This window comes from Sorangium sp. So ce131 (assembly GCF_051519095.1).
Classification (GTDB): domain Bacteria; phylum Myxococcota_A; class Polyangia; order Polyangiales; family Polyangiaceae; genus Sorangium.
Window position 1 is genome coordinate 99,270 of the sequence record NZ_CP150455.1, and the last position, 20,583, is coordinate 119,852.

The following is a 20,583-nucleotide window of genomic DNA, read 5'->3' on the forward strand; positions in this document are numbered from 1 at the left end:
AAGGACGCCAAGAGTTTCTCTTCTTCTTGGCGTCCTTGGCGCCTTGGCGTCCTTGGCGCTTCGAATTCTGCTCGTTTCAGGCTGGTTCACCCCGTTTGTCGCTCTAGGGCTCCGTACCCCAGGCCAGCTCGCCGTCGTGGTAGACGGTTATCCGCGGCGAAGTCGTCCAATCCGTCATCTCCGCGTCGAAGGAGTAGTCGTTGGCCTGCATCAGGTTGTTGTACGCCTGGGTGAAGATGCGGATCTCCGCGTGTCCCCCCGTGGCGCCCGGGGTGATGCTGCCCGCCGCGGCGGTGAAGCCGAGCTCGAGGTAGTGATCGGCGTACATGCCCGACGTATCGCTGAACGTCTTCGTGACGTTGGCGCACGCGACCGACGCGAAGTCACATTCGCTCTGGAGCGGCGACGTGAAGCCGTCGGCCGTGAACCAGTAGCGAATCGTCAGATCGCTGAGCGGGAGGCTCTCCGTTCCGGTGTTTCTGATCCGCACCTTGAACGACACGTTGGTGGTGCTGGCGCTGGCGTCTTTGACGGCGTACTGGAGCTCGAGCGCCGGCGTGGTCCCGCCGCCGGTGGTGGAGCTCGTGACACCGCCGCCCGTCGTGCTGCTCACGGCGGAGGTCGCCGAGGTCGTGGCGGTGGAGGTCACCGAGGTCGTGGCGGTGGAGCTGACCGAGGTGCTCACCGTGGAGCTGACCGAGGTGCTCACCGTGGAGCTGACCGAGGTGCTCGCGGTCGAGCTCGTCACGTCAGCGCCACCGTCGCCGCCAGCGCCGCCGTCGCCGCCGGCCCCCCCGGCCCCCCCGGAGCCTGCCGAGCTGCTCCCCGTGGTGCCTGCGGCGTCGCCGCCGGAGCCTGCCGAGCTCGTCGCGGAGGTGGTCGAGCTGCTCGCCGTGGACGCCGTGGAGCTCGCGCTGGTCGAGCTGGACGAGATCGCCCCGCTCGAGCTGGAGCCGGCGTTGCCCCCGCCCCCCGAATTCTCGCCGCCGAGGCTGTAGCCCTCCGCGCAGGCCGCGAGCGCCAGGAGAGAGGCGGCAGAGAGCGCCCTCGTTCCCCTCGACCAGGCGCTCGACGCCCGGACGTGATCGCCGCGGCGGCCGGACCGCCGCGGCGCTCCTGCCGGCGCCGACGCCTCCGTCCGAGAGCCCCCGACACACGCTGCTCCCGAGGTGGTAGGGCCGAGCAGCGACTCACACCTTGGCATCGGTCGCATCGCGAATACCCCCAGAAGCGCCCGACCGAGTCCGATGGTCGAACGGCAAGGAAGTGGAGAGCGGGAATCTATACAGATCCTCCTGGCGCCAGCAAGAGGCTCCGTGTGGGAATTTTCTGCTGGTATCGTAGCCGAACAGGGTGTTCACCGACGTGCGGACCGATCAGCAGATTCAGCAAATACCGGCCCGCGTCCCGTGGGTCAGTGTCCGGCGCGCGGAGCGCCGGGCGCCTCCCGGCGAGACCGGGCTCGTCCGCTGGGCCGCGTCACGCGTCCTCCAGCGGGGGCGCCGCATGGAGCCAGTTGAGCTCGGAGTCATCCATGAACCGCGTCTGCCACTGCGCGGGCCTCTCCCACTCACGGAACGAGAGCACCGCGCCGCAGAACGCCTCGCCCGTGCGCTTGCCCGGCGCCTCTATCAGCTCGTCGGAGAGGCGCAGGAGGTCCGCAGGCTTGTCGGGCGCGTCCGCCACGAAGGCCCTCATCCACTTGTGGTACGGATACAGGATGCGGTTGTGCGCCAGGATCAGCCGGTAGCCGAAGAGCACCGCGCGCGCCGCGGCCCACGTCAGGAGATACCGGTTGCCGTGCTGCTCCGCCGTGTCGAGGTAATAACGCATCGCCTCCAGCTGGGCGACGAAGCCCAGCATCTTGTGGGCGCGCTCGTGCTCCGGATAAACCGGGATCGCGCGCACCAGCTCGTCGACCTCCGGGCTCCGCGACCAGGCCACCATCGACCCCAGGAACGCCGCGCGCGCGGGCTCGCTGCCGCGGTCGCGGACCTTCCGCAGGAAATCCAGGGTGATGATCTTGCCGTCGACGTACCCGCCCGGATAGTCCACGAGGCCTTCGTCCGAGGCGACATAGACCAGCTCACCCGACGCCTGCCGCCGCCGGTGCTCCTCCTCGGTGACCACCCAGCAGAAGTCGACGTCGGACGACTCCTTTCCCAGGCCCTTCGCCTGGGAGCCCCCGACGATGACCGCCAGGGAGCTCGGATCCGGGCTCAGCCGCTCGACGAGGCGCGATACGGTCCGGAGATGATGTGCGTGGAAGTTCGGTTCTCGCATGGAGGCCCTCCCATCATGTCATGGCCGAGGGATGTCTCGGTCCCGACATCCGTCGCACAGCTGCGCAGCGCGGAGAAGCCTTTCGCACAGGACCGGCAGAACGGCCGAGGCCGCGGACACGGCCGGCCGCGGCTCAGGGCCGGGCCGCGCGAGCGCGCGGCGCCGGAGGTCGGCCGTGTCCGGAGCGCGGCCGGCTATGGACGGGACGGCCCAGCGAGGGTATAGGTCCGTTCAGCCGTAGCTTACGTCAGGGGAAACTTCATGAAGACCAAAGCGATCAGCGGTCGACTGACAGCGTGGGCCCTGAGCCTCTTCGCCTTGACCTCGTGCTCTCAGCAACAAGGAGGGTCCGCCGAGGGCGACAAGGGGGCAGCCGCGGGGGCCAAGGCGCCGGCCGCGGGCGACAAGGCCGGCGCTCCGGGCGCGCCCAAGATTGCCCTCCTCCTCCCGGAGTCGAAGACGGCCCGCTACGAGTCCAAGGATCGCCCGTTCTTCGAGGCCAAGGTGAAGGCCCTCTGTCCGGACTGCCAGATCCTCGCGAGCAACGCGAACCAGGACGCCTCGCAGCAGCAGGCCCAGGCGGAGGCGGCGCTCACCAACGGCGCGAAGGTGCTCGTGCTCGACGCCGTCGACAGCGCGTCCGCGGCCGTCATCGCGACGAAGGCCAAGGCCCAGAAGGTGCCCGTCATCGCGTACGACCGCCTCGTCCCGGGGACGGACGCCATCGATTATTACGTCTCGTTCGACAACGAGTCCGTGGGCAGGCTCCAGGGCGAGTCGCTGCTGACCGCGCTCGGCAACAAGCCGAACGCCCGCGTCGTCATGATCAACGGCGCGGCGACCGACAACAACGGGATGCTCTTCAAGAAGGGCGCCCACAGCGCGCTCGACGGCAAGGTCCAGGTCGTCAAGGAGTACGACACGCCGGACTGGAGCCCCGACAAGGCGCAGGACGAGATGACCCAGGCGCTCACCGCCCTGAACAACCAGGTCGACGGCGTGTACGCGGCCAACGACGGCACCGCCGGCGGCGCGATCGCCGCGATGAAGGCCGCGGGCATCAAGCCGCTTCCGCCCGTCACCGGCCAGGACGCCGAGCTCGCGGCCGTCCAGCGGATCCTGCTCGGCGAGCAGTACATGACGGTCTACAAGGCCATCAAGCCGCAGGCGGAGGCCGCGGCGGTCATCGCGTTCCACCTCGCCACGGGCAAGCCCGTGCCCACCGACATCACCGGCGGCAAGACGGTGAACAACGGGAAGAAAGACGTCCCCTCGGTGCTCCTGGTCCCCCTCGCGGTCACCAAGGAGAACCTGAAGGACACGGTCATCGCGGACGTGTTCTGGACCCAGGAGCAGATCTGCACGACCCAGTACGCCGAGGCCTGCAAGGCGGCGGGCATCCTCTAGCCCCGGATCTCCCACCGACGCCCATGAGCACGGCGCAGCGAGCTCCGATCCTGGAATTGCGCGGCATCAAGAAGCGATTCGGCGCAGTGCAGGCCCTCTCTGGGGTCGATCTCGAGGTCTTCCCCGGCGAGGTCGTCGCCCTCGTGGGGGACAACGGGGCCGGCAAATCGACGCTGATCAAGACGATCGCGGGGATCTTCCCGCCCGACGGCGGCGAGCTCCGCTTCGCCGGGCAGCCGGTCGCGCTCCGCGGGCCCAAGGACGCGTCGCGGCTCGGGATCGCGACCGTCTATCAGGACCTCGCCCTGTGCGACAACCTCGATGTCGTGGCGAACCTGTTCCTCGGCAGGGAGGAGATCGACCCCCTCTCGCGGGCCATGGACGAAGAGCACATGGAGCGGCGCGCCCTCGAGGTGCTGAGGACGCTCAACGTGAACATCCCCGCCGTGCGCACCCCGATCGCCGCGCTCTCCGGCGGGCAGCGGCAGTCCGTGGCCGTGGCCCGCGCGGTCATGGGGGACGCGAAGGTCGTCCTGCTGGACGAGCCCACCGCCGCCCTCGGCGTCGCCCAGACGAGGCAGGTCCTCGAGCTCATCACGCGGCTCAAGCAGCAGGGGCTGGGCGTGCTCGTGATCAGCCACAACCTCGCCGACGTCTTCCAGGTCTCCGACCGCATCGTCGTGCTCCGCCTCGGGCAGCTCGCCGGCACGTTCACCACGAGCGCGGCCTCGCGCGAGCAGGTCGTCGCCAGGATCACCGGCGCGGACGTCGTCGAGGCGAGGAGGGCAGGGTGATGGCTGCACCGCAAAAGGCCGGCGAGATCGCGGCCCCGGTGCCGCGGGGAGAAGGCCTGTCGCCGCGGGGAGAAGGCCTGTCGGCGCTCGCGCGGCGCCTCCGGCAGGGGGACGCGAGCTCGCTGCCGGTCCTGCTCGGGCTGGTCCTCATCTGGGGCATCTTCGCGTCCCAGAACGAGAACTTCCTCTCGGCGCGCAACCTCACGAACCTCGTCCTCCAGATCGCGGCCATGGGCACGATCTCGGTGGGGATCGTGCTCGTCCTGCTGCTCGGAGAGATCGACCTGTCGGTCGGCGCGGTGAGCGGGATGAGCGCCGCGGTGATGGCCATCCTGAACGTGCAGCACGGGGTGAGCCCGGCGCTGTCGCTGCTCGCCGGGGTGACGACCGGCTCGCTGATCGGCCTCGTGCAGGGGTTCTGGTTCACCCGGTTCCGGGTCCCCTCGTTCGTCGTCACGCTCGCAGGGCTGCTCGCCTGGCAGGGGGCCCTGCTCTGGGTGCTCGGCACGACGGGCACCGTGAACGTCTATGACCCGATCATCTCGGGGCTGGCCGGGACGTTCCTCTCGCCCTCGCTCGGGTGGGCGCTCGGCGCGCTCTGCGTCGGCCTAGCGATCTTCGGCCAGGTGGTGACGCTGCGGCGCCGGACCAAGGCGGGCCTGCCGCCCGGCTCGAGGGGCGCCGTGATCGCGCGCGTCGCGATCGTGGCCGTCCTGGTCCCGGCCGTCGTCGGCCTGCTCAACGCGGACCGCGGGGTCCCCCTCGCGCTCCTCCTGCTGCTCGGCTTCGTGATCGGCTTCGACCTGCTGCTCCGGCGGACCCGGTTCGGGCGCCACGTCTTCGCGGTGGGCGGCAACGCCGAGGCCGCGCGCCGCGCCGGCATCCGCGTGGACGTGATCCGCGTGGCGGTCTTCACGTTGTGCGGCGCGCTCGCGGCCGCGGGCGGCATGCTCGCCACCTCGCGGCTGCTCGCGGTGAACCAGTCGTCGGGCGGCGGCGACGTGCTGCTCAACGCCATCGCCGCCGCCGTGATCGGCGGGACGAGCCTGTTCGGAGGCCGCGGCACGGTCTGGTCGGCGCTGACCGGGGCGCTGCTGATCGGGTCCATCTCGAACGGGATGGATCTCCTGGCGCTCCCCTCGTCGGTGAAGTTCATGGTGACCGGCGCGGCGCTGCTCGCCGCCGTGACCATCGACGCGCTCGCGCGGTCGGGCCGGCAGCAGCCGGCCGGGCGCCCCTGACGGCGCGCGCCGGCCCGGGGATGGTCCCCCGGGGTGCGCCCGTCAGGCGGCCTGGCCTGCCCGCGGGGACTCGAGCCGCGCCTTCTCGGCGAGCAGCAGCTCGGTGAACGCCGCGACGAACATGCGCCTCGCGAGCGAGCCGAGCGCGCTGCCGACGAGCGGCACCGGGACCTCGAAGCGCGACGTCCAGTCGACCTCCGTGCCGTCGCCGCGCGGGGTGAAGCGGAGGCGCGAGCCGTGGTGCCGGAGCGGCTGCGAGCTCTCGAGGATCCGGTAGTCGAACGACGAGGGCCGCTCGAAGGCCGTGATCTCCTCGACGTAACGGATCCTCTTGCCGACCCGCACCTCGCGCAGGGCGCCGAGGCCGTTGCGCTCGGTGAGCCCCGGCCGGACGACCGTCGTGCGGGTGCTCTCCCCCGCGCGAAGGAAGCGCTCGTGGTCGGCCACCGCCTCGAAGACGCGCTCGACCGGGGCGTGGATGTAGACGTTCACGTGGACCTCTTCCATGCGGGCGACCATCGCATGGACCCCGCAGCGCGAGCACGCCCGCCCGACGTGCCCGAGGGCTGGCCGCGGACGGCGAGGACACCCGCGGGCTGCGGGAGCCTTGCCAACCTCATCCGGCATACCTAAAGTGAGTAAGTACTCACTCACCTGATGGAGGCAGCCATGGCGGGAGCATTGGACGCGCTGGTCGTCGGCGGGGGGCCGACGGGGTTGACGATGGCGGGGGAGCTCGCCCGGCGAGGTCTCGCAGTGCGGATCGTGGACAAGGCGCTGGAGCCACCGCCGGACCACTCGCGGGCGCTCGCGGTGCAGGCGCGGACGCTGGAGCTCTTCGACAGGATGGGGATCGCCGAGGCAGCGACGGCGCGCGGCCTGCGCGTGGAGGCGTTCAACCTCCTGCTCCAGGGCGGCCGGCGCGCGCGGCTGCCGATGGTCAGGCTCTCGGAGCTGGCCACGTCCGCCCCGGGCCTCTTCGTCATCCAGCAGTTCGACACCGAGCAGGTCCTGGCCTCGCGGCTGTCCGGCCTGGGCGTGGCGCTCGAGCGCGGCGTCGAGCTCGTCTCCTATACGCAGGACGACGACGGCGTCACGTGCACGCTCCGCCGGCCCGACGCGGGCGTCGAGGAGGTGCGCGCGAGGTGGCTCCTCGGCTGCGACGGCGCGCACAGCCCGGTCCGCAAGGGCGCGGACATCACCTTCGAGGGCGACACCTACAACGATCACTGCCTGCTGGGCGACCTCGTCGTCGACTGGCAGCTGCCGGACGGCGAGCTCTACGTAAGCCCCTCGCGCCGGGGCGTCGCCGCGGCGTTCCCCGTGCCCGGGAGCCACCGGTTCCGGGTCATCCTCATCCTGCCCGAGCTGCCGCCTGCGCGGGGCGCCGCGCCCTCGCTCGAAGAGTTCGAGGGCACGATGCGCAGCCTGATCCCGGTGCCGTTCAAGGTGGAGAAGGCCATCGTCCTCTCGCGTTACCGGCTGCATCACCGCGTCGCCTCGCGGCTGCGCCGCGGGCGGGTGTTCCTGGCCGGGGACGCGGCGCACATCCACAGCCCGGCCGGCGGGCAGGGCATGAACACCGGGATCCAGGACGCCTGCAACCTGGCGTGGAAGCTCGCCGCGGTCGCGCAGGGCCGGATGCCGGCGTGGCTGCTGGACACCTACGAGATGGAGCGCCTGCCCGTGGCGCGCCGGCTGGTCGACAGCACGGACCGCATGTTCGGCCTCCTCGCCGGGCACGGCCCGTTCGGCCGCGCGGTGCGCCTGGTCGCGCCGACCCTCATGGCCCGCGCCTTCGGCCTCGCCGCCGTGCAGCGCCGGATCCTGGGCTTCGTCTCGCAGCTCAACATCCGGTACCGGAAGAGCCCGCTGTCGGTGCAGATCGGGAGCCCGCCGGCGCGCGGGCCCCGCGCCGGCGACCGCGCGCCGGACGTCGCGCTGCGCGGCGCGGCGGGCGAGGTGGTGCGCCTCTTCGAGCTGCTGCGCGGCGTGGAGCACGCGCTGCTGCTCTTCACCGGCCCGCGATCGGACGGCGGAGCGGGCGAGGCGGGCGCGCTCGCGCGGCGGCTCGCGGCGAGGCTCGGCGGGCCCGACCTGAAGGTGCTGATCCTCGGCGCGCCCGAGGCGGGCGGGTACGCAGACCCGGACGGGCGCGCCCACGCGGCGTACGGCGTCGAGGCGACGGCGGCCGTGCTCGTCCGGCCCGACGGCTACGTCGGCGTGCGCAGCGATCCGATCGACGAGGGCGAGCTCGGGCGGGCGCTTGGCCGGCTCTTCCCGCGGCGGGGCGAGGCCAGCTAGTTTCATGCCTCACAGGTCTGGCCAGGGATCCCGAGAGATTTGAACGCAAAGGCGCAAAGGGCGCAAAGGCGCAAACCAGAATTTTCTCTGTATTTTTGCGCCTTTGCGCCTTTGCGCCTTTGCGTTCAAATCTCTCTTCTCTCGCCGTGATCCCTGCCCAGACATCTGACAGGCCGAACCAGAGGTGAGCAGCAAGAGGACGCCCATGAGCCGCCGCCCGCGCGCGAACGACACGTTGACCGAGGCGCAGAAGAAGATCGTCGAGGCCGCGGTCAACGCCTTCGCGGAGCAGGGCTTCGCCGGGACCGCGACGAAGGACATCGCCCGGCGCGCCGGGGTCGCCGAGGCGACGATCTTCAAGTACTTCCCCAGCAAGCGGGAGCTCCTGCTCGGCGTGCTGGGGCCCGCGATCGAGCAGCTCGTGGGGCCCGCGATGACACGCTCCATGGACCCGGTGCTCAGCGCGACCTACCCGAGCTTCGAGGCCTTCCTGCGGGCGCTGCTCGCCGAGCGCGTCGCGTTCGTGCGCGCGCACCCCCGGCTCGTGCGCATCCTCGCGCAGGAGCTGCCGTTCGACGCCGAGCTCCGGATGGGCATCCTCCGCCGCGTGTACGCGCCGCTGCTCGCGAAGGGGCTCGCCTTGATCGAGCGCTTCCAGCAGGAGGGGCAGGTCGTCGACTGGCCGGCGCCCCTCGTCGTCCGCTGCATCGCCTCGACGTTCATGGGGTACATCGTCCACCGCGTGTTCATCGCGCCGGACGCCGCGTGGGACGACCAGGCCGAGGTCGACCGGATCATCACCTTCCTGGTCCGCGGCCTCTCGCCCGGGCAGCCGGCGTGACGCCGGCCGCCGGGCGCGGCCTCCGGCTCAGCTCGTCGTGAGCAGCGACCGGAGCTGCGTCGGCGACACCTGGTAGTCCTTGCCGCAGTAATCGCAGCGGATGTCGAGGACCTTCCCGTCCTCGACCATCTCCTCGACGTCGCTCCTCGGCAAGCTCGCCAGCGTGGCCATGACCCGGAGCTCGCTGCAGCGGCAGCTGAAGCTGAGCGGCGAGTCGTCGAGCCGAGAGAACGGCATGCCGTAGAGCAGCTCCTCGAGCAGCACGTCGGCCGAGGCCCCCTCGTGCGCGAGCACGTCGTCGAGGCGCTCGAAGTCCTTGAGCCGCTCGGTCATCACCATGAGCGGCCCGCGCTCGACCTCCGGGAGCAGCTGCACGAGGTAGCCGCCGGAGGCGCCGACGCCGTCCGCGCCGATCAGCGTGGCCACCGCGATCATCGAGACGACCTGCTCCGACTCCTGCATGTACGTCATCAGGCCGCCGGAGATGCCGCCCTCGGCCGGGACCTCGACGACGCCCTGGTGCAGCATCCCGCTCGGCAGGGTGCGCATGACCTGCAGCAGCGACCCTTCCCCGATCTCCACGCCGCTCCCCTCGGCGCCCTTGCCCAGGTTGACCAGGCCGCGGCTCGTGCCGTCGGGGTGCGAGTCGGCGACGAGCGTCCCGCGGCCGGCGGCGCCCTTGACGATCGCCTGCACGCGCAAGGTCGGCGCCATCGCCTCGCGCACGAGGATGGCGCCGGTGATCAGCTCTCCCAGCCGCTGCGCGGTCGTGCCGGTGGCCGACTGCACCGCGACGGCGCCGCGCACGGTCTCGGTGGTCAGCGCGGTGATGACGCGGAAAGCGCCATCCATCGTGATGGCGCGAACGACAGAATCAGAAGGTCGGAGCAAGATGCACTCTCCCGTGGAAAAATATCGTTAAGCCATGGACGGCAGATGGCAACCCGCGGCGCTCGGCCGCGGCTCAGGCCGGCCGCGACCTCGGCGCCGCCGGCGGCGCGGGCCATGGTCGAAAAGCGTCGTTATTTCGATAGGTTAGAGCACCGGCACCCCCGCGCGTCCTCCGCGGGCGGGGGTGCCGGCGCGTGGCCTTCGGTCAGCCGCGCCGGCGGCGCCGGTGGAGCGCGGCGGCGCACGCGCCGGCCGCGAGCAAGGCCCACGGCGCCGAGCGGCTGCCGCCCTCCGCGCCCACCGTGCAGGCGCAGCCGCCGCCTTGCACGACGACGCCGCTGCCGGGGGGCTCCGGAGCGCACGGGACGATCGCGCCCGCGGCGTCGCGGCAGCCGGCGACACATTGCTTCGCCTCGTTGCACACCATCCCGGCGCCGCAGTCGCTGTCCCGCTCGCACGTCGCCGGCTGATCGTCCGCGGGATCGAGCGGATCGCGCTCGCCGGCGTCGACGGCGCCGTTGTGGTTCGCGTCCTCCTCGCCGTCGATCGCGCCGCCGCCGTCGGTGTCGGCCTTGAGCGGATCCGTCGTGGTCTCGCCCTCGTCCGCGTCGGGCACACACGTCCTCGCGGCGGGGTCGGTGTCCGGGTTCGAGCAGTCCTTGCCGAGCTCGGTCCCGTCGAACAGCCCGTCGCCGTCGCTGTCGGGATCGAGCGCGTTGATCTTCCCGTCCTCGTCGGTGTCCGACCCGGGGCGGATCTCCTGGCCGTCGATCGCGCCGTCGTCGTCGCTGTCGGCGTCGTCCGGATCGGTGCCGAGCTCCGTCTCCTCCGTGTTCGACAGCCCGTCGTGGTCGCGATCGCCGCGATCGTCGCCGGCGTCGTTCGGGTCCGTCTCGCCGCTGCCCTCGTCGACCGCGCCGTTGTGGTTCAGGTCCTCCTCGCCGTCGCTGATCCCGCCGCGGTCCGTGTCCCTGTCCACCACGCTCGTCGTCGACTCGCCGCCGTCGGCGTCCGCCGTGCAGGTCGCGGCGTCGGGCGCGGTGTCCGCGTCCGAGCAGTCCTTGCCCGCCTCGGTGCCGTCGTGGAGGCCGTCGCCGTCGCTGTCCTCGTCGAGCACGTTGAGCTTCCCGTCGCCGTCGTGGTCGTCGCCGGGGTTCGGCTCGTCGCCGTCGAGCAGGCCGTCGTCGTCGGCGTCGCGGTCCGCCGGATCCGACCCGAGGAACACCTCCAGGTCGTCGCTCAGCCCGTCGCCGTCGGCGTCCACGTTCTGGGCGTCGTCGTCGCCGTGGCCGGCGCCCGGGTCGGTCTCGCCGGCCTCGACCGCGCCGTTCAGGTTGGCGTCCTCGGACCCGTCACGCGCGTCGCCGCCGTCCGTGTCGGCGTTGACCGCCGACGTCGTCGTGGTCCCGCCGTCGGCGTCCGCCGTGCAGTGGCCGCCCTCCGCGTCGGTGCCCGCGCCGTCGCAGCCGAGGCCGCGCTCGGTGCCGTCGTAGAGGCCGTCGTCGTCGCTGTCCACGTCGCGCGCGTTGACGAGCCCGTCGCCGTCGGTGTCGTCGGCCGGGTTCGCCTCCCGCCCGTCCAGCACCCCGTCGTCGTCGGAGTCCGCGTCGGCCGCGTCGGTGCCGAGCGTCGCCTCCAGGTCGTCGCTCAGCCCGTCCTCGTCCCCGTCCGCGTTGCCGGCGTCGTCGTCGCCGTGGCGGCGGGTCGGGTTGGTCTCGCCGTTGTCCGCGACGCCGTTCAGGTTGGCGTCCTCGGACCCGTCGCTCGCGCCGCCGCCGTCCGTGTCCGCGTCGATCGGCGACGTCCGCGTGGTGCCGGCGTCCGCGTCGGCCGCGCAGTGCGCCGCCTGCACGTCGGTCGCCGGGTCGCCGCAGCCGAGGCCGAGCTCGGTGCCGTCGTAGAGGCCGTCGTCGTCGCTGTCCACGTCGAGCGGGTTGACGAGCCCGTCGCCGTCGGTGTCGTCGGCCGGGTTCGGCTCGTCGCCGTCGCGCACGCCGTCGTCGTCCGTGTCCGCGTCCTCCGGATCCGTGCCGAGCGTCGCCTCGAGGCCGTCGCTCAGCCCGTCGTCGTCGCCGTCGGCGTTCTGCGCGTCGTCCGATCCGCGGCCGGCCCGGGGGTCGGTCTCGCCCGCGTCGCGCACCCCGTTGAGGTTCGTGTCCTCGGAGCCGTCGCTCGCGCCGCCGCGGTCGGTGTCGGCCTCGAGCGGCGAGGTCTTGGTGGCGCCGGCGTCGCCGTCCGGGATGCAGTCGCCCGCCGCCGCGTCGGTGCCCTCCCCGCTGCAGCCGAGGCCGAGCTCGGTGCCGTCGAAGAGGCCGTCGTCGTCGCTGTCGACGTCGAGGGCGTTGACGAGCCCGTCGCCGTCGTTGTCGTCCGTGGGGTTCGGCTCGGCGCCGTCGCGCACGCCGTCGTCGTCGGAGTCCGGGTCGTTCGGGTCCGTGCCGATGTACACCTCGAGCGGGTCGCTCAGCCCGTCGCCGTCGGTGTCGACGCTCCCGCTGTCGTCACGCCCGTGCCCGTCCGTGGGATCCAGCTCGCCGGCGTCGAGCACGCCGTCGAGGTCCGCGTCCTCCGAGCCGTCGGGCACGCCGCCGTTGTCGGTGTCCGAGTCGAGCGGATCGGTCGTCGTGGCGCCGGCGTCGCCGTCGGGCACGCAGTGCCCCGCCAGCGTGTCGGTCCCCGGGCCGTTGCAGTCCGTCAGGCCGATCTCGGTCGCGTCGAAGAGCCCGTCGTTGTCGCTGTCCACGTCGCGCGCGTTGACGAGGCCGTCGCCGTCGGTGTCGCGGTCCCAGAACTGCTCGTCGCCGTCGCTGATGCCGTCGTCGTCCGTGTCGGCGTCGTTCGGGTCGGTGCCCGCGGCGGCCTCCTCGCCGTCGCTCAGCCCGTCGCTGTCGCTGTCGACGAGGATCCCCGTCGGCGGCGCGCCCGCGCCCGCGCCGTTGCCGTCGGTCGGGTAGTCCTGCGACGCCCCGCCCGCCGGGCTCGCCGGGCTCGCCGCGCGGATGATGGCCTGGTTCTCGATCAGACCGTTCGTGCCCGGATCGATGGTGACGCGGAACCGCACCGTCGTGGTGTCTTCGACCCCGAGCGACCCGCCCTGCGCCGCGCCGGCGCCTTCGCCGAGCCGCACGCGGACCGTCCGGGTGCCGGCGATGTACTCGCCCTCGTCGTCGCCGGCGGCGTCGGTCAGGCCGCCCGCGTTCGGGCCGGTCGTGATCTCCAGCGAGCCCGGCGCGTAGGTGACCCCGGCGGGCAGCACGTCGTTCATCACCACGTACGCCGCCTGGTCGTTCCCCGAGTTGGTGACGATGATCGTGTACTCGAGCGTGTCCCCCGGCGACACGCCGCCGCCGTCGAGGTCCAGGACCGTCTTGGTGGACGTGGAGAGGTCCGGCAAGAGCGTCGGGATCGACGTGATGATGCCGCCGAGCAGGTACGTGTCGACGCTCGTGACGACCGCCGAGACCTCCGCGGACGTGTCGCCGGCCTCCAGCAAGGAGGCCGGGATCTGGACGACGTCGAGGTCGATGCCGCTCATGCTCTGCGGCGCGCCGGTGAGCCTCGGGAGATCACCCGCGGTCGACGTCGGCGCGCCGAGGTACGAGCGGGTGCTGTTGAAGAAGTTGCTCGCGGGGTTCTGCAGATCGGACAGCGCGGTCCCGTTCCACTCGAGCGCGTCGCCGGTCGAGCTGTCGCCGTCGTAGCCGATGACGCCGAGCTTCGCCTGGCCCACGTCGGGGGGGACGACGAACCCCGAGATCGGCCAGCCCACCGCCGCGCCGTCGATCACGGGGTCGAGCCCGTCGAAGACGGCGAGGTTCCGGGCGGGCGCGGTCGTGAGCTCGTAGAGCACGACCATCCACCAGCCCGCGAACGCGAACGCCTGGTTCACGCCGCTGAGCGCCGCCGCGTTGCCGATGCCGCCCAGGCGGTAGGCCCCCGCGCCGCGGGTCTGCACGATCGACGTGACGTCGGCGACCGCCTGGGAGTGGGTGGGGCCCGAGAGCGCCGTCTCGCCCGAGAGCTCGCCGGTCACCTCGGAGGTGAAGGCGCCGGCGCCGGGCCGATCGAGCGTGACGCGGAGGTCGGCCGCGCCCGAGGTGCGGCTCGCCGCCCAGTAGAGGTACGCGTGGGTCACCCGCGCGCCCGCGGGCAGCTGCAGCACCGCGGTGCTGCGGGCCGCCGACGGCGCCACCGTGGAGTTCGCCTCCGCCTGGCCCGCGAGCGGGCTGTCGGCCCGCCAGTAGACGTCGGGCGCCGAGTCGCTCGTGTTGGCGCCGCACATCATGATGTTGACGTCGCCCACGAGCGGGGTCGGCGTCCCGGAGACGCAGTCGTGCGCCAGCGTGTTGCCGATGAGGACGAAATCGCCCCGCTGCGCCACCTGGACCCGGGGCGTCCGCGAGCCCGCGCTCGCGGTCCCCGCGAGCGCCCCGAGCAGCGCCGCGCTGGCGAGCCCCGTGATTGCCAATCGCCTTGCCATCGAAGCCTCCAGCCTCACTGCTGCTTCTTTGCCTTCTCGAGGATGTTGAACTGGACGCGCCGGTTCTTCTGGCGCCCCGCCTCGGTCTTGTTCTCCGCGATCGGGACGTCGGGGCCGTAGCCCTTCGCCTGCAAGCGCTCGGGGGCGATCCCGCGCTCGACGAGCGCCTTGACCACCGACTCCGCGCGGCTCTGGCTCAGCTTGACGTTGAACAGGCGCGCGCCGCGGTCGTCGGTGTGGCCCTGGACCTCGAGCTTGACGATCTCCGGGTGGTCCTTGAGCACGCCGGCGACCTCGTCGAGCAGCTCGTTGCTCACCGGCCGGATCGTCGCCTTGCCCGTGTCGAACTGCACCTGCTGCAGGATGACGATCTCGGTCTCGGTCACCCGGACCGCGACCGGGCACCCGTTCTGCTTCGGATCCTCGTCCGCCTTGCCCTTCTCGTTCGGGCAGGCGTCCTTGTCGTCGCGGATGCCGTCGCCGTCGGTGTCGCCCGGGCAGCCGTTCGTCGCCGGATCGGTCGTGACGAGCCCGGGGATGTCGGGGCACGCGTCCGACGGATCGGGGACCTTGTCGCCGTCGCGGTCCGGCGGCGGGCAGCCGTTCTTCTTGGGATCCGGGTCGGCGACGCCGGCCACGTCGGGGCAGGCGTCCACGGGGTCGACGAAGCCGTCGCCGTCGGTGTCCCTGGGCGGCGGGCAGCCGTTCTTCTTGGGATCCGGGTCGGCGACGCCGGCCACGTCGGGGCAGGCGTCGACCGCGTCGATGAGGCCGTCGCGGTCGGTGTCCTTGGGCGGCGGCGGGCAGCCGTTCTTCGCGCGATCCGCGCTCCCGACGCCGGGGACGTCCGGGCAGGCGTCGACCGCGTCGACGATGCCGTCGCGATCGCGGTCGTGCACGGGCGGCTTCACCTCGGGCGTGTACGCGACCATCGCGACGGCGCGGAACGAGGGCGTGCCGACGCCGGCGGAGAGGCCGGGGCCCACGCCGAGCCCGGCCTCGAAGTCGCTCGCCACGCGGTAGCGCCCGCCGAGCAGGGCCTCCACGTTGATCGTGCGCTGCTGCACGTCGGAGATCGTGACGTCGCCCGTGAGCTCGGGGCCGATCTGCAGGCGCCGCTCGTCGTCGAGCAGCAGCCCGAGGCCGGCGCCCCAGTGCACCATCATGCCCTGCTCGACGTTGGCGAACGGCTTCGTGGCCCGGAACTCCGGCCCCGCGGCGATCGACCACACCACGCGGTCCGCGTTCCCGCCGAGGACGAGCTGGGGCGAGCCGCGCAGGCTGCCGTCACCGGCGTACGCCTCGGGGCTGCCGGTCGGCACCCAGACGTAGCCGGCGATCGCGAGCTGGAAGGGGTCGTGGTAGCCGCCGAAGAGCGTCGCGCGCGCGCCGAGCCGGAGGTCGCCGAGCGCGCTGCTGCTCGGCCCGGCGAGCACCGCGCCGGAGGCGGCCCCGCCGTCGCCGGACTGGAGCGCGAGCGGCAGATCGGCGCTCACGGTGACGCGGCTCCAGAGCGAGAGCGAGGCGCTCAGGTGGAGCAGGAGCTGGTTGCTGACGACCGCGCCCGCGTCCTCGTTGCCGTCCTCCGTGCGGAGCACGAGCGGATCCTGGGCGTAATCGCCGAGGATCATGATGTGGGGCGATGCGTCCCCCGCCGTGTAGGCCGACTGGACTCCGAACATCCTGTCGCCGGCGGGCGCCGGCTGGAATCGGTCGAGCGCGAAGCCCTCGGATCCCGCTCGTTCCTGCGCGTGGGCGCGGCTTGCTGCGCCGAGCAGGCACAGCGCTGCCGCGAGCGCGGCCGTCGGATAGATCCCCTGTGTACGAGCCTGCATGAACGAGGTCGCCTCCTTGCGCGAAGGAACAGCAAGCGCGGGAAGTATCGACCGAAACCGTCGCGGCGTTCAACGTTTCACGATGTTTCGGCGGTTCGCCGGGGCGGCGCGCTCGGGCGAGAGGGGCGCCGCGTCGGCCCGACCCCGGCGGCGGCCCGGCGTTTCCGTCCCTTCGGCCTCTCGGTGGACCGGGGCGGGTGTACGGAGTTTCCCGTAACCGGGTCAGGCGCGGTGGCGTCGCGTGGCTCGGGCGTGACGTCCCGCACGCCAGGGTTGCGACCGGACAGCGGCAGCGGTAGAGCGGCCATCTCACCCCGCGGCACGCGCTGCTCGCGGAACTCGTTTAGGAGGGACCATGGCCCGCGAACCCAAGAACTTCGACAACCTGCTCGGCGGCAACGCCAAGGGCTTGAGTGATCTGCAGCTCAAGGCGCATTTCACGCTGTACCAAGGGTATGTGAAGAAGCTCAACGAGATCTGGGAGCAGCTCGGCAAGGCGGATCGCAGCGCGCCGAACTACTCCTACAACGCGTACAGCGAGCTCAAGCGTCGCGAGCCTGTCGCGTTCAACGGGACGGTGCTGCACGAGCTCTACTTCGAGAACCTGGGCAACGGCTCCACGCAGCCGAGCGCGGAGTCGAAGCGGATCATCGAGGCGTCGTTCGGCAGCTTCGACAGCTGGCTGGCCGACACGAAGGCGGCGCTCCTCAGCGCGCACGGCTGGACGGTGCTCGTGTACGACTACCAGGAGAAGAAGCTCTTCAACAACCTCATCCGGACCGAGCACGACGTGGGTCTGTTCGCCAACACGCATATCATGATCGCCATCGACGCCTGGGAGCACGCGTACTTCGCGGACTACCAGACGAAGAAGGCGGATTACGTGGCCAACACGCTCTCCGGCCTGAACTGGGACGTCATCAACGCGCGCCTCCAGCAGATCGGCCCGCAGTCCGCTACCTGATCCTTCAGTAACACGGCGGGGGCACGCGTTTTGTCCCACGGCGGGGGCACGCGCCCCCGCCGCCCCACCGCACTGGCCTCTCCGCCGCGGTCCTGTAGACTGCGCGCGACCGATGACCAAGCCCGCGAGCTCACCTGCAGCTGAGGACGAGAGGCTGATCCATGTGCGCCGGATCCACCGGCGCGATCTCAACCGCGTTTGGGAGTTCCTCAAGAAGGTGTTCCGCGACGTCAACCGGGAGACGGTCGAGTACCAGCGCCCCCGCTCGAAGAAGCGGTTCCTGGAGGTCTACGAGGAAGAGGGGGTCGAGCAGCTCCTCTTCGAGGTCCGCGAGGGGAGCGGGCAAGAGATCGCCGGCTACGCGGAGTGCGCGTTCGAGATCACCGGGACGGACAACTGGATGAACGAGCGGTACTTCGCGAAGCACGACATGCGCCCGCTCTTCGTCGAGGAGCTCGCGGTGCACCCGGACTACCAGGGCCGCGGCGTCGGGGCCTTCATGCTGGAGCAGCTCGAGCACCTCGCGCGGATCCGCGGCTGCACCCACCTCGTCCTGGAGGTGGCCGAGAACAACATCGGCGCCCTGAAGTTCTATCGAAAGCGCAGCTTCTACCGGCTCGACGCGGCCATCTTCATGGCGAAGAAGGTCGCCGTGGACTCGGAGCTCCTGCCGCCCCGGGCGCTCAAGCGGCCGCGCCCCCAGGACGCGCCCGGCGCGCCCGCGAAGCCGAAACGCGCGGCGCGGCGCTCGTCCAAGGCGCGGGGCGCAGAGCGGAGGGCGACCTCCGCGCCTCCGCCGCCGGCCGCCGCGCTCGACGCGGAGCCCGGCACCCCCGCGGAGCCGGGAGAAGAGGGCGAGCAGGGCTGAGCCCGGGCGCGGTGGCGCCCGGCGCGGCGCAGGTCAGAGGTCGGCGGTGCCGTGCTGGCGCAGGGTCGCCGGCAGCGAGAGCGCGTGGTCGATGCAGGCCCGGATGTCGTCGAAGCTCGGCATGCCGTACCAGAACACCGTCCATTGCTCGTTGCGGTAGCTGCCCTCGGCCTGCTGGAAGTACCAGGGGTTGATCTCGTTGCCGTTCCGGGCGCGCCAGAAGAGCCGGGGGTTCTCGTTCTTCATGCGCGTCCAGAGCGAGCCGCCGATCCCCACGCCCTGCGCCTCCGTGGTCACCGCGAACTTGTCGAGGTACGGGATCGAGGGCGGCTTGCCGTTCTTTCCGAGCGTGAGGATCGCGGTCGCGCGGTACGAGGCGGACAGGTAGATGCGGTAGAACTCCTTCTTCTCGAAGTAGCTCTCGTCGAGCTTGCGCTGGAAGCACGCCTCGAGCAGGTCGCGCAGCCGGGGCCTGTCGATGCCGTCCAGCGTGTCGTGCCGGAGGATGCGCTCGCCGCGCCGGACGAGCGTGCCTGACCCGGTGTGCGTGAAGAGCTCCTTGGCCAGGTGATCCGGCGAGGTGATCGAGACCGAGGAGGTCGCCGGCAGGCCGTCGAGCAGGAGCTTGATCTCCTGGAGCTTGAGCCGCATGCCGCCCTCGAGCCACGGCTGGGTCACGAGCCCCGCGTAGTCCTCCTCGAGGTTGATGGCCGAGATGATGCGCCCGTGCTCGTCGAGCAGGCCGCCCGTGCTCGTGAGGAAGATCATCTTGAACGGCTGCGTCGCCAGCGCGAGCTCGCGCGCGGCCACGTCGGCGTTGATGTTGACGATCTGCCCGCCCGAGGTCTCGCCGAGGCAGGCGAGGATCGGCAGGTGGCCGGCGCGGATGCTCGACCTCACCGCGTCGAGGTGCACGCGCTCCACCTTGCCGACGAGCCCGAGGCGCCCCTCGTCGACGAGCGACGCCTCGAACACGCCCGCCGTGATCGGCCGCGTGCGCGTGCCCATCTCCTCGAGCGCCTCGACGAGCCGCAGGTTCTCGCGGAGGAAGACGCGGCGCGCGATCTCCAGGATGCGCGGCGTCGTGACGCGCAGGCCGTTGACGCGCTCGGTCGGGATCCCCGCCTCGGCGAGGGCCCGATCGAGCTGCGGGCCGGCGCCGTGGATGACGATGGGGTAGAGGCCGACCTGGTTCAGGAAGACGAGCGAGGTCGCGAGCGCCTCGAGGTCCTCGTCGAGGATGGCGCCGCCGACCTTGATGACGGCGAACTTCTGCTGATCGACGCCCGCGTACTGCTTGAGGTACTGCTCGACCTCCTTGCGGCTGCCGAGGTTCCTGAGCAGGCGGACGATGACGTCGTGTGTCGGGCCCATTGCGGTCATCCCCCGTTGATCAGCGCGTCCATCACGGCCTTCTGGACGTGGAGCCGGTTCTCGGCCTCGTCGATGACCAGGGAGCGAGGGGAGTCGAGCACGGCGTCGGTGACCTTGACGTTGCGGCGCACCGGGAGGCAATGGGAGAAGAGCGCGCCCGGGGTGAGCGCCATCTTCTGCTCGTCGACGATGAAGTGCTTGTGCCGGTCGCGGATGGGCTTCTCCTGCTCCCAGCGCCCGAAGTAGGGAATCGCCCCCCAGCTCTTCGCGTACACGATGTCGGCGCCGCGGTAGGCGGACTCGATGTCGTACGTGATCGAGAGCTTGCGCCCGTTCTCGGCGGCGCTCTTGCGGGCGGCGTCGAGGTAGCGATCGTCGAGGTGGTACTCCTCATTGGGGCAGAGCACGGTGACGTCCATGCCGAGCTTGGAGGCGATGAGGACGGCCGAGTTGGCGACCGCGGTGTTGAGCGGGCGCGGGTGGTACGTCCACGTGAGCAGGAGCTTCTTGCCGTCGAGGCGGCCGAGGCGCTCCTTCATCGTGAGCGCGAGCGCGAGCTCCTGGCACGGGTGGGTGATGGTCTCGAGGTTGATGACGGGCACGGTGGCGTGGCGCGCGAAGCCCTGCAGCACCTTGTCCTTGCGGTCGTCCTCCCAGCGCTGGAACTTGGGGAACGCGCGCACGCCGATGAGGTCGGCGTAACGCGAGAGCACGCGGGCGACCTCCTGGATGTGCTCCTCGGGCTCGCCGTCCATCACGGCGCCCTCCTCGAACTCGATCGGCCAGGCGCCCTTGCCGGGCTCCAGGACGACGGCGTGGCCGCCGAGCTCCTGGATGCCGACCTCGAACGACGTGCGCGTCCGCAGCGACGGATTGAAGAACACGAGCGCGAGGGTGCGGTCCTTGAGGCGCGGCTCGACAGGATGCCGCTTGAAGCGCTGCGCGCGCTCGAGGAGGCCCTCGATCTCGGCGCGGGTGTAGTCCATGGTGGTCAAGAAGTGCCGCATCGGATGCCTCCTCGCTGTTGAACGAGCATGGAGCGGGCGCGCACGCATTGGAGCAATCCTGGAGGGGATGTCAACGATGGGGGCGCGGGATCCGAGGGGCACGCGCCGGCGGGGGGCGCTGCGCGGCAGGGCGCGGGCGGGCGCTGGCCATCCGCCGAGGCGGGGACTCGGGAGCTTGCGCTGAAGACACCGCCCGGCATGTCTCCCTTCGGGCCTCGGCAGCTGAGACGTTATGGTGCGCGCCACACAAGGCGCGCCTGAGGCGCGGAGCCGTGAGAGACCTTATGGCACCTC

Annotated in this window: 16 protein-coding genes; 8 read left to right on the plus strand and 8 right to left on the minus strand. The window is 71.5% G+C overall.

What is annotated here, in order from left to right:
• Positions 1-103: 103 nt before the first annotated feature.
• Positions 104-613 carry a cellulose binding domain-containing protein gene (locus tag WMF43_RS00385; RefSeq protein WP_437676543.1) on the minus strand — a complete coding sequence of 170 codons (510 nt, stop codon included), beginning with the start codon at positions 611-613 and terminating at the stop codon, positions 104-106.
• On the opposite strand from WMF43_RS00385, the gene WMF43_RS00390 reads away from it, so the two are divergent.
• A complete protein-coding gene (locus WMF43_RS00390) occupies positions 585-998 on the plus strand; it encodes a hypothetical protein (protein WP_437676545.1) in 414 nt (137 codons plus the stop codon). The two genes, WMF43_RS00385 and WMF43_RS00390, sit on opposite strands and share 29 nt — an antisense overlap.
• 481 nt (positions 999-1,479) lie before the next feature.
• Here the strand turns inward: WMF43_RS00390 and WMF43_RS00395 are convergent, their stop codons facing one another.
• A complete protein-coding gene (locus tag WMF43_RS00395; RefSeq protein ID WP_437676547.1) occupies positions 1,480-2,283 on the minus strand; it encodes a nucleotidyltransferase domain-containing protein in 804 nt (267 codons plus the stop codon).
• A gap of 261 nt (positions 2,284-2,544) precedes the next feature.
• Between WMF43_RS00395 and WMF43_RS00400 the strand changes: the two genes are divergently transcribed.
• The 3 genes from WMF43_RS00400 to WMF43_RS00410 are packed head-to-tail and all read left to right on the plus strand — an operon-like array spanning position 2,545 to position 5,725.
• Positions 2,545-3,690 (plus strand): sugar ABC transporter substrate-binding protein, encoded by a 1,146-nt coding sequence (locus WMF43_RS00400; protein WP_437676549.1) that lies wholly within the window; start codon positions 2,545-2,547, stop codon positions 3,688-3,690.
• Between the two features lie 23 nt (positions 3,691-3,713).
• Entirely contained in the window at positions 3,714-4,484 is a 771-nt protein-coding gene (locus tag WMF43_RS00405; protein WP_437676551.1) for an ATP-binding cassette domain-containing protein, read from the plus strand.
• Entirely contained in the window at positions 4,484-5,725 is a 1,242-nt protein-coding gene (locus tag WMF43_RS00410; protein WP_437676553.1) for a sugar ABC transporter permease, read from the plus strand. Before WMF43_RS00405 ends, WMF43_RS00410 begins: the two co-directional genes overlap by 1 nt.
• A 42-nt stretch (positions 5,726-5,767) precedes the next feature.
• Here WMF43_RS00410 and WMF43_RS00415 read toward each other — a convergent pair whose 3' ends face one another.
• Complete coding sequence (locus WMF43_RS00415) at positions 5,768-6,232, minus strand: SRPBCC family protein (protein ID WP_437676555.1); 465 nt, start codon at positions 6,230-6,232, stop codon at positions 5,768-5,770.
• 162 nt (positions 6,233-6,394) lie between these two features.
• Between WMF43_RS00415 and WMF43_RS00420 the strand changes: the two genes are divergently transcribed.
• Positions 6,395-8,029, plus strand: a complete 1,635-nt coding sequence (locus WMF43_RS00420; protein WP_437676557.1) for an FAD-dependent monooxygenase — start codon at positions 6,395-6,397, stop codon at positions 8,027-8,029.
• Between the two features lie 205 nt (positions 8,030-8,234).
• Positions 8,235-8,870 carry a TetR/AcrR family transcriptional regulator gene (locus tag WMF43_RS00425; protein ID WP_437676559.1) on the plus strand — a complete coding sequence of 212 codons (636 nt, stop codon included), beginning with the start codon at positions 8,235-8,237 and terminating at the stop codon, positions 8,868-8,870.
• Between the two features lie 27 nt (positions 8,871-8,897).
• Here the strand turns inward: WMF43_RS00425 and WMF43_RS00430 are convergent, their stop codons facing one another.
• The 3 genes from WMF43_RS00430 to WMF43_RS00440 all read right to left on the minus strand — a co-directional run bounded on the left by WMF43_RS00430 (position 8,898) and on the right by WMF43_RS00440 (position 16,076).
• Positions 8,898-9,761, minus strand: coding sequence for an Hsp33 family molecular chaperone HslO (locus WMF43_RS00430; protein WP_437676561.1), 864 nt, complete (start codon positions 9,759-9,761; stop codon positions 8,898-8,900).
• Between the two features lie 205 nt (positions 9,762-9,966).
• Positions 9,967-14,241, minus strand: a complete 4,275-nt coding sequence (locus tag WMF43_RS00435) for a hypothetical protein (RefSeq protein WP_437676563.1) — start codon at positions 14,239-14,241, stop codon at positions 9,967-9,969.
• Positions 14,242-14,255: 14 nt separating this feature from the next.
• Entirely contained in the window at positions 14,256-16,076 is a 1,821-nt protein-coding gene (locus tag WMF43_RS00440; RefSeq protein WP_437676565.1) for an OmpA family protein, read from the minus strand.
• Positions 16,077-16,431: 355 nt separating this feature from the next.
• Between WMF43_RS00440 and WMF43_RS00445 the strand changes: the two genes are divergently transcribed.
• Both WMF43_RS00445 and WMF43_RS00450 read left to right on the plus strand, forming a co-directional pair.
• Entirely contained in the window at positions 16,432-17,040 is a 609-nt protein-coding gene (locus WMF43_RS00445; protein WP_437676567.1) for a superoxide dismutase, read from the plus strand.
• A 112-nt stretch (positions 17,041-17,152) separates the two neighbouring features.
• A complete protein-coding gene (locus tag WMF43_RS00450; RefSeq protein ID WP_437676569.1) occupies positions 17,153-17,908 on the plus strand; it encodes a GNAT family N-acetyltransferase in 756 nt (251 codons plus the stop codon).
• A 33-nt stretch (positions 17,909-17,941) separates the two neighbouring features.
• Here WMF43_RS00450 and WMF43_RS00455 read toward each other — a convergent pair whose 3' ends face one another.
• Both WMF43_RS00455 and WMF43_RS00460 read right to left on the minus strand, forming a co-directional pair.
• Positions 17,942-19,282 (minus strand): acetylglutamate kinase, encoded by a 1,341-nt coding sequence (locus WMF43_RS00455; RefSeq protein WP_437676571.1) that lies wholly within the window; start codon positions 19,280-19,282, stop codon positions 17,942-17,944.
• Between the two features lie 5 nt (positions 19,283-19,287).
• Positions 19,288-20,289 (minus strand): N-acetylornithine carbamoyltransferase, encoded by a 1,002-nt coding sequence (locus tag WMF43_RS00460; protein WP_437676573.1) that lies wholly within the window; start codon positions 20,287-20,289, stop codon positions 19,288-19,290.
• Positions 20,290-20,583 lie beyond the last annotated feature (294 nt).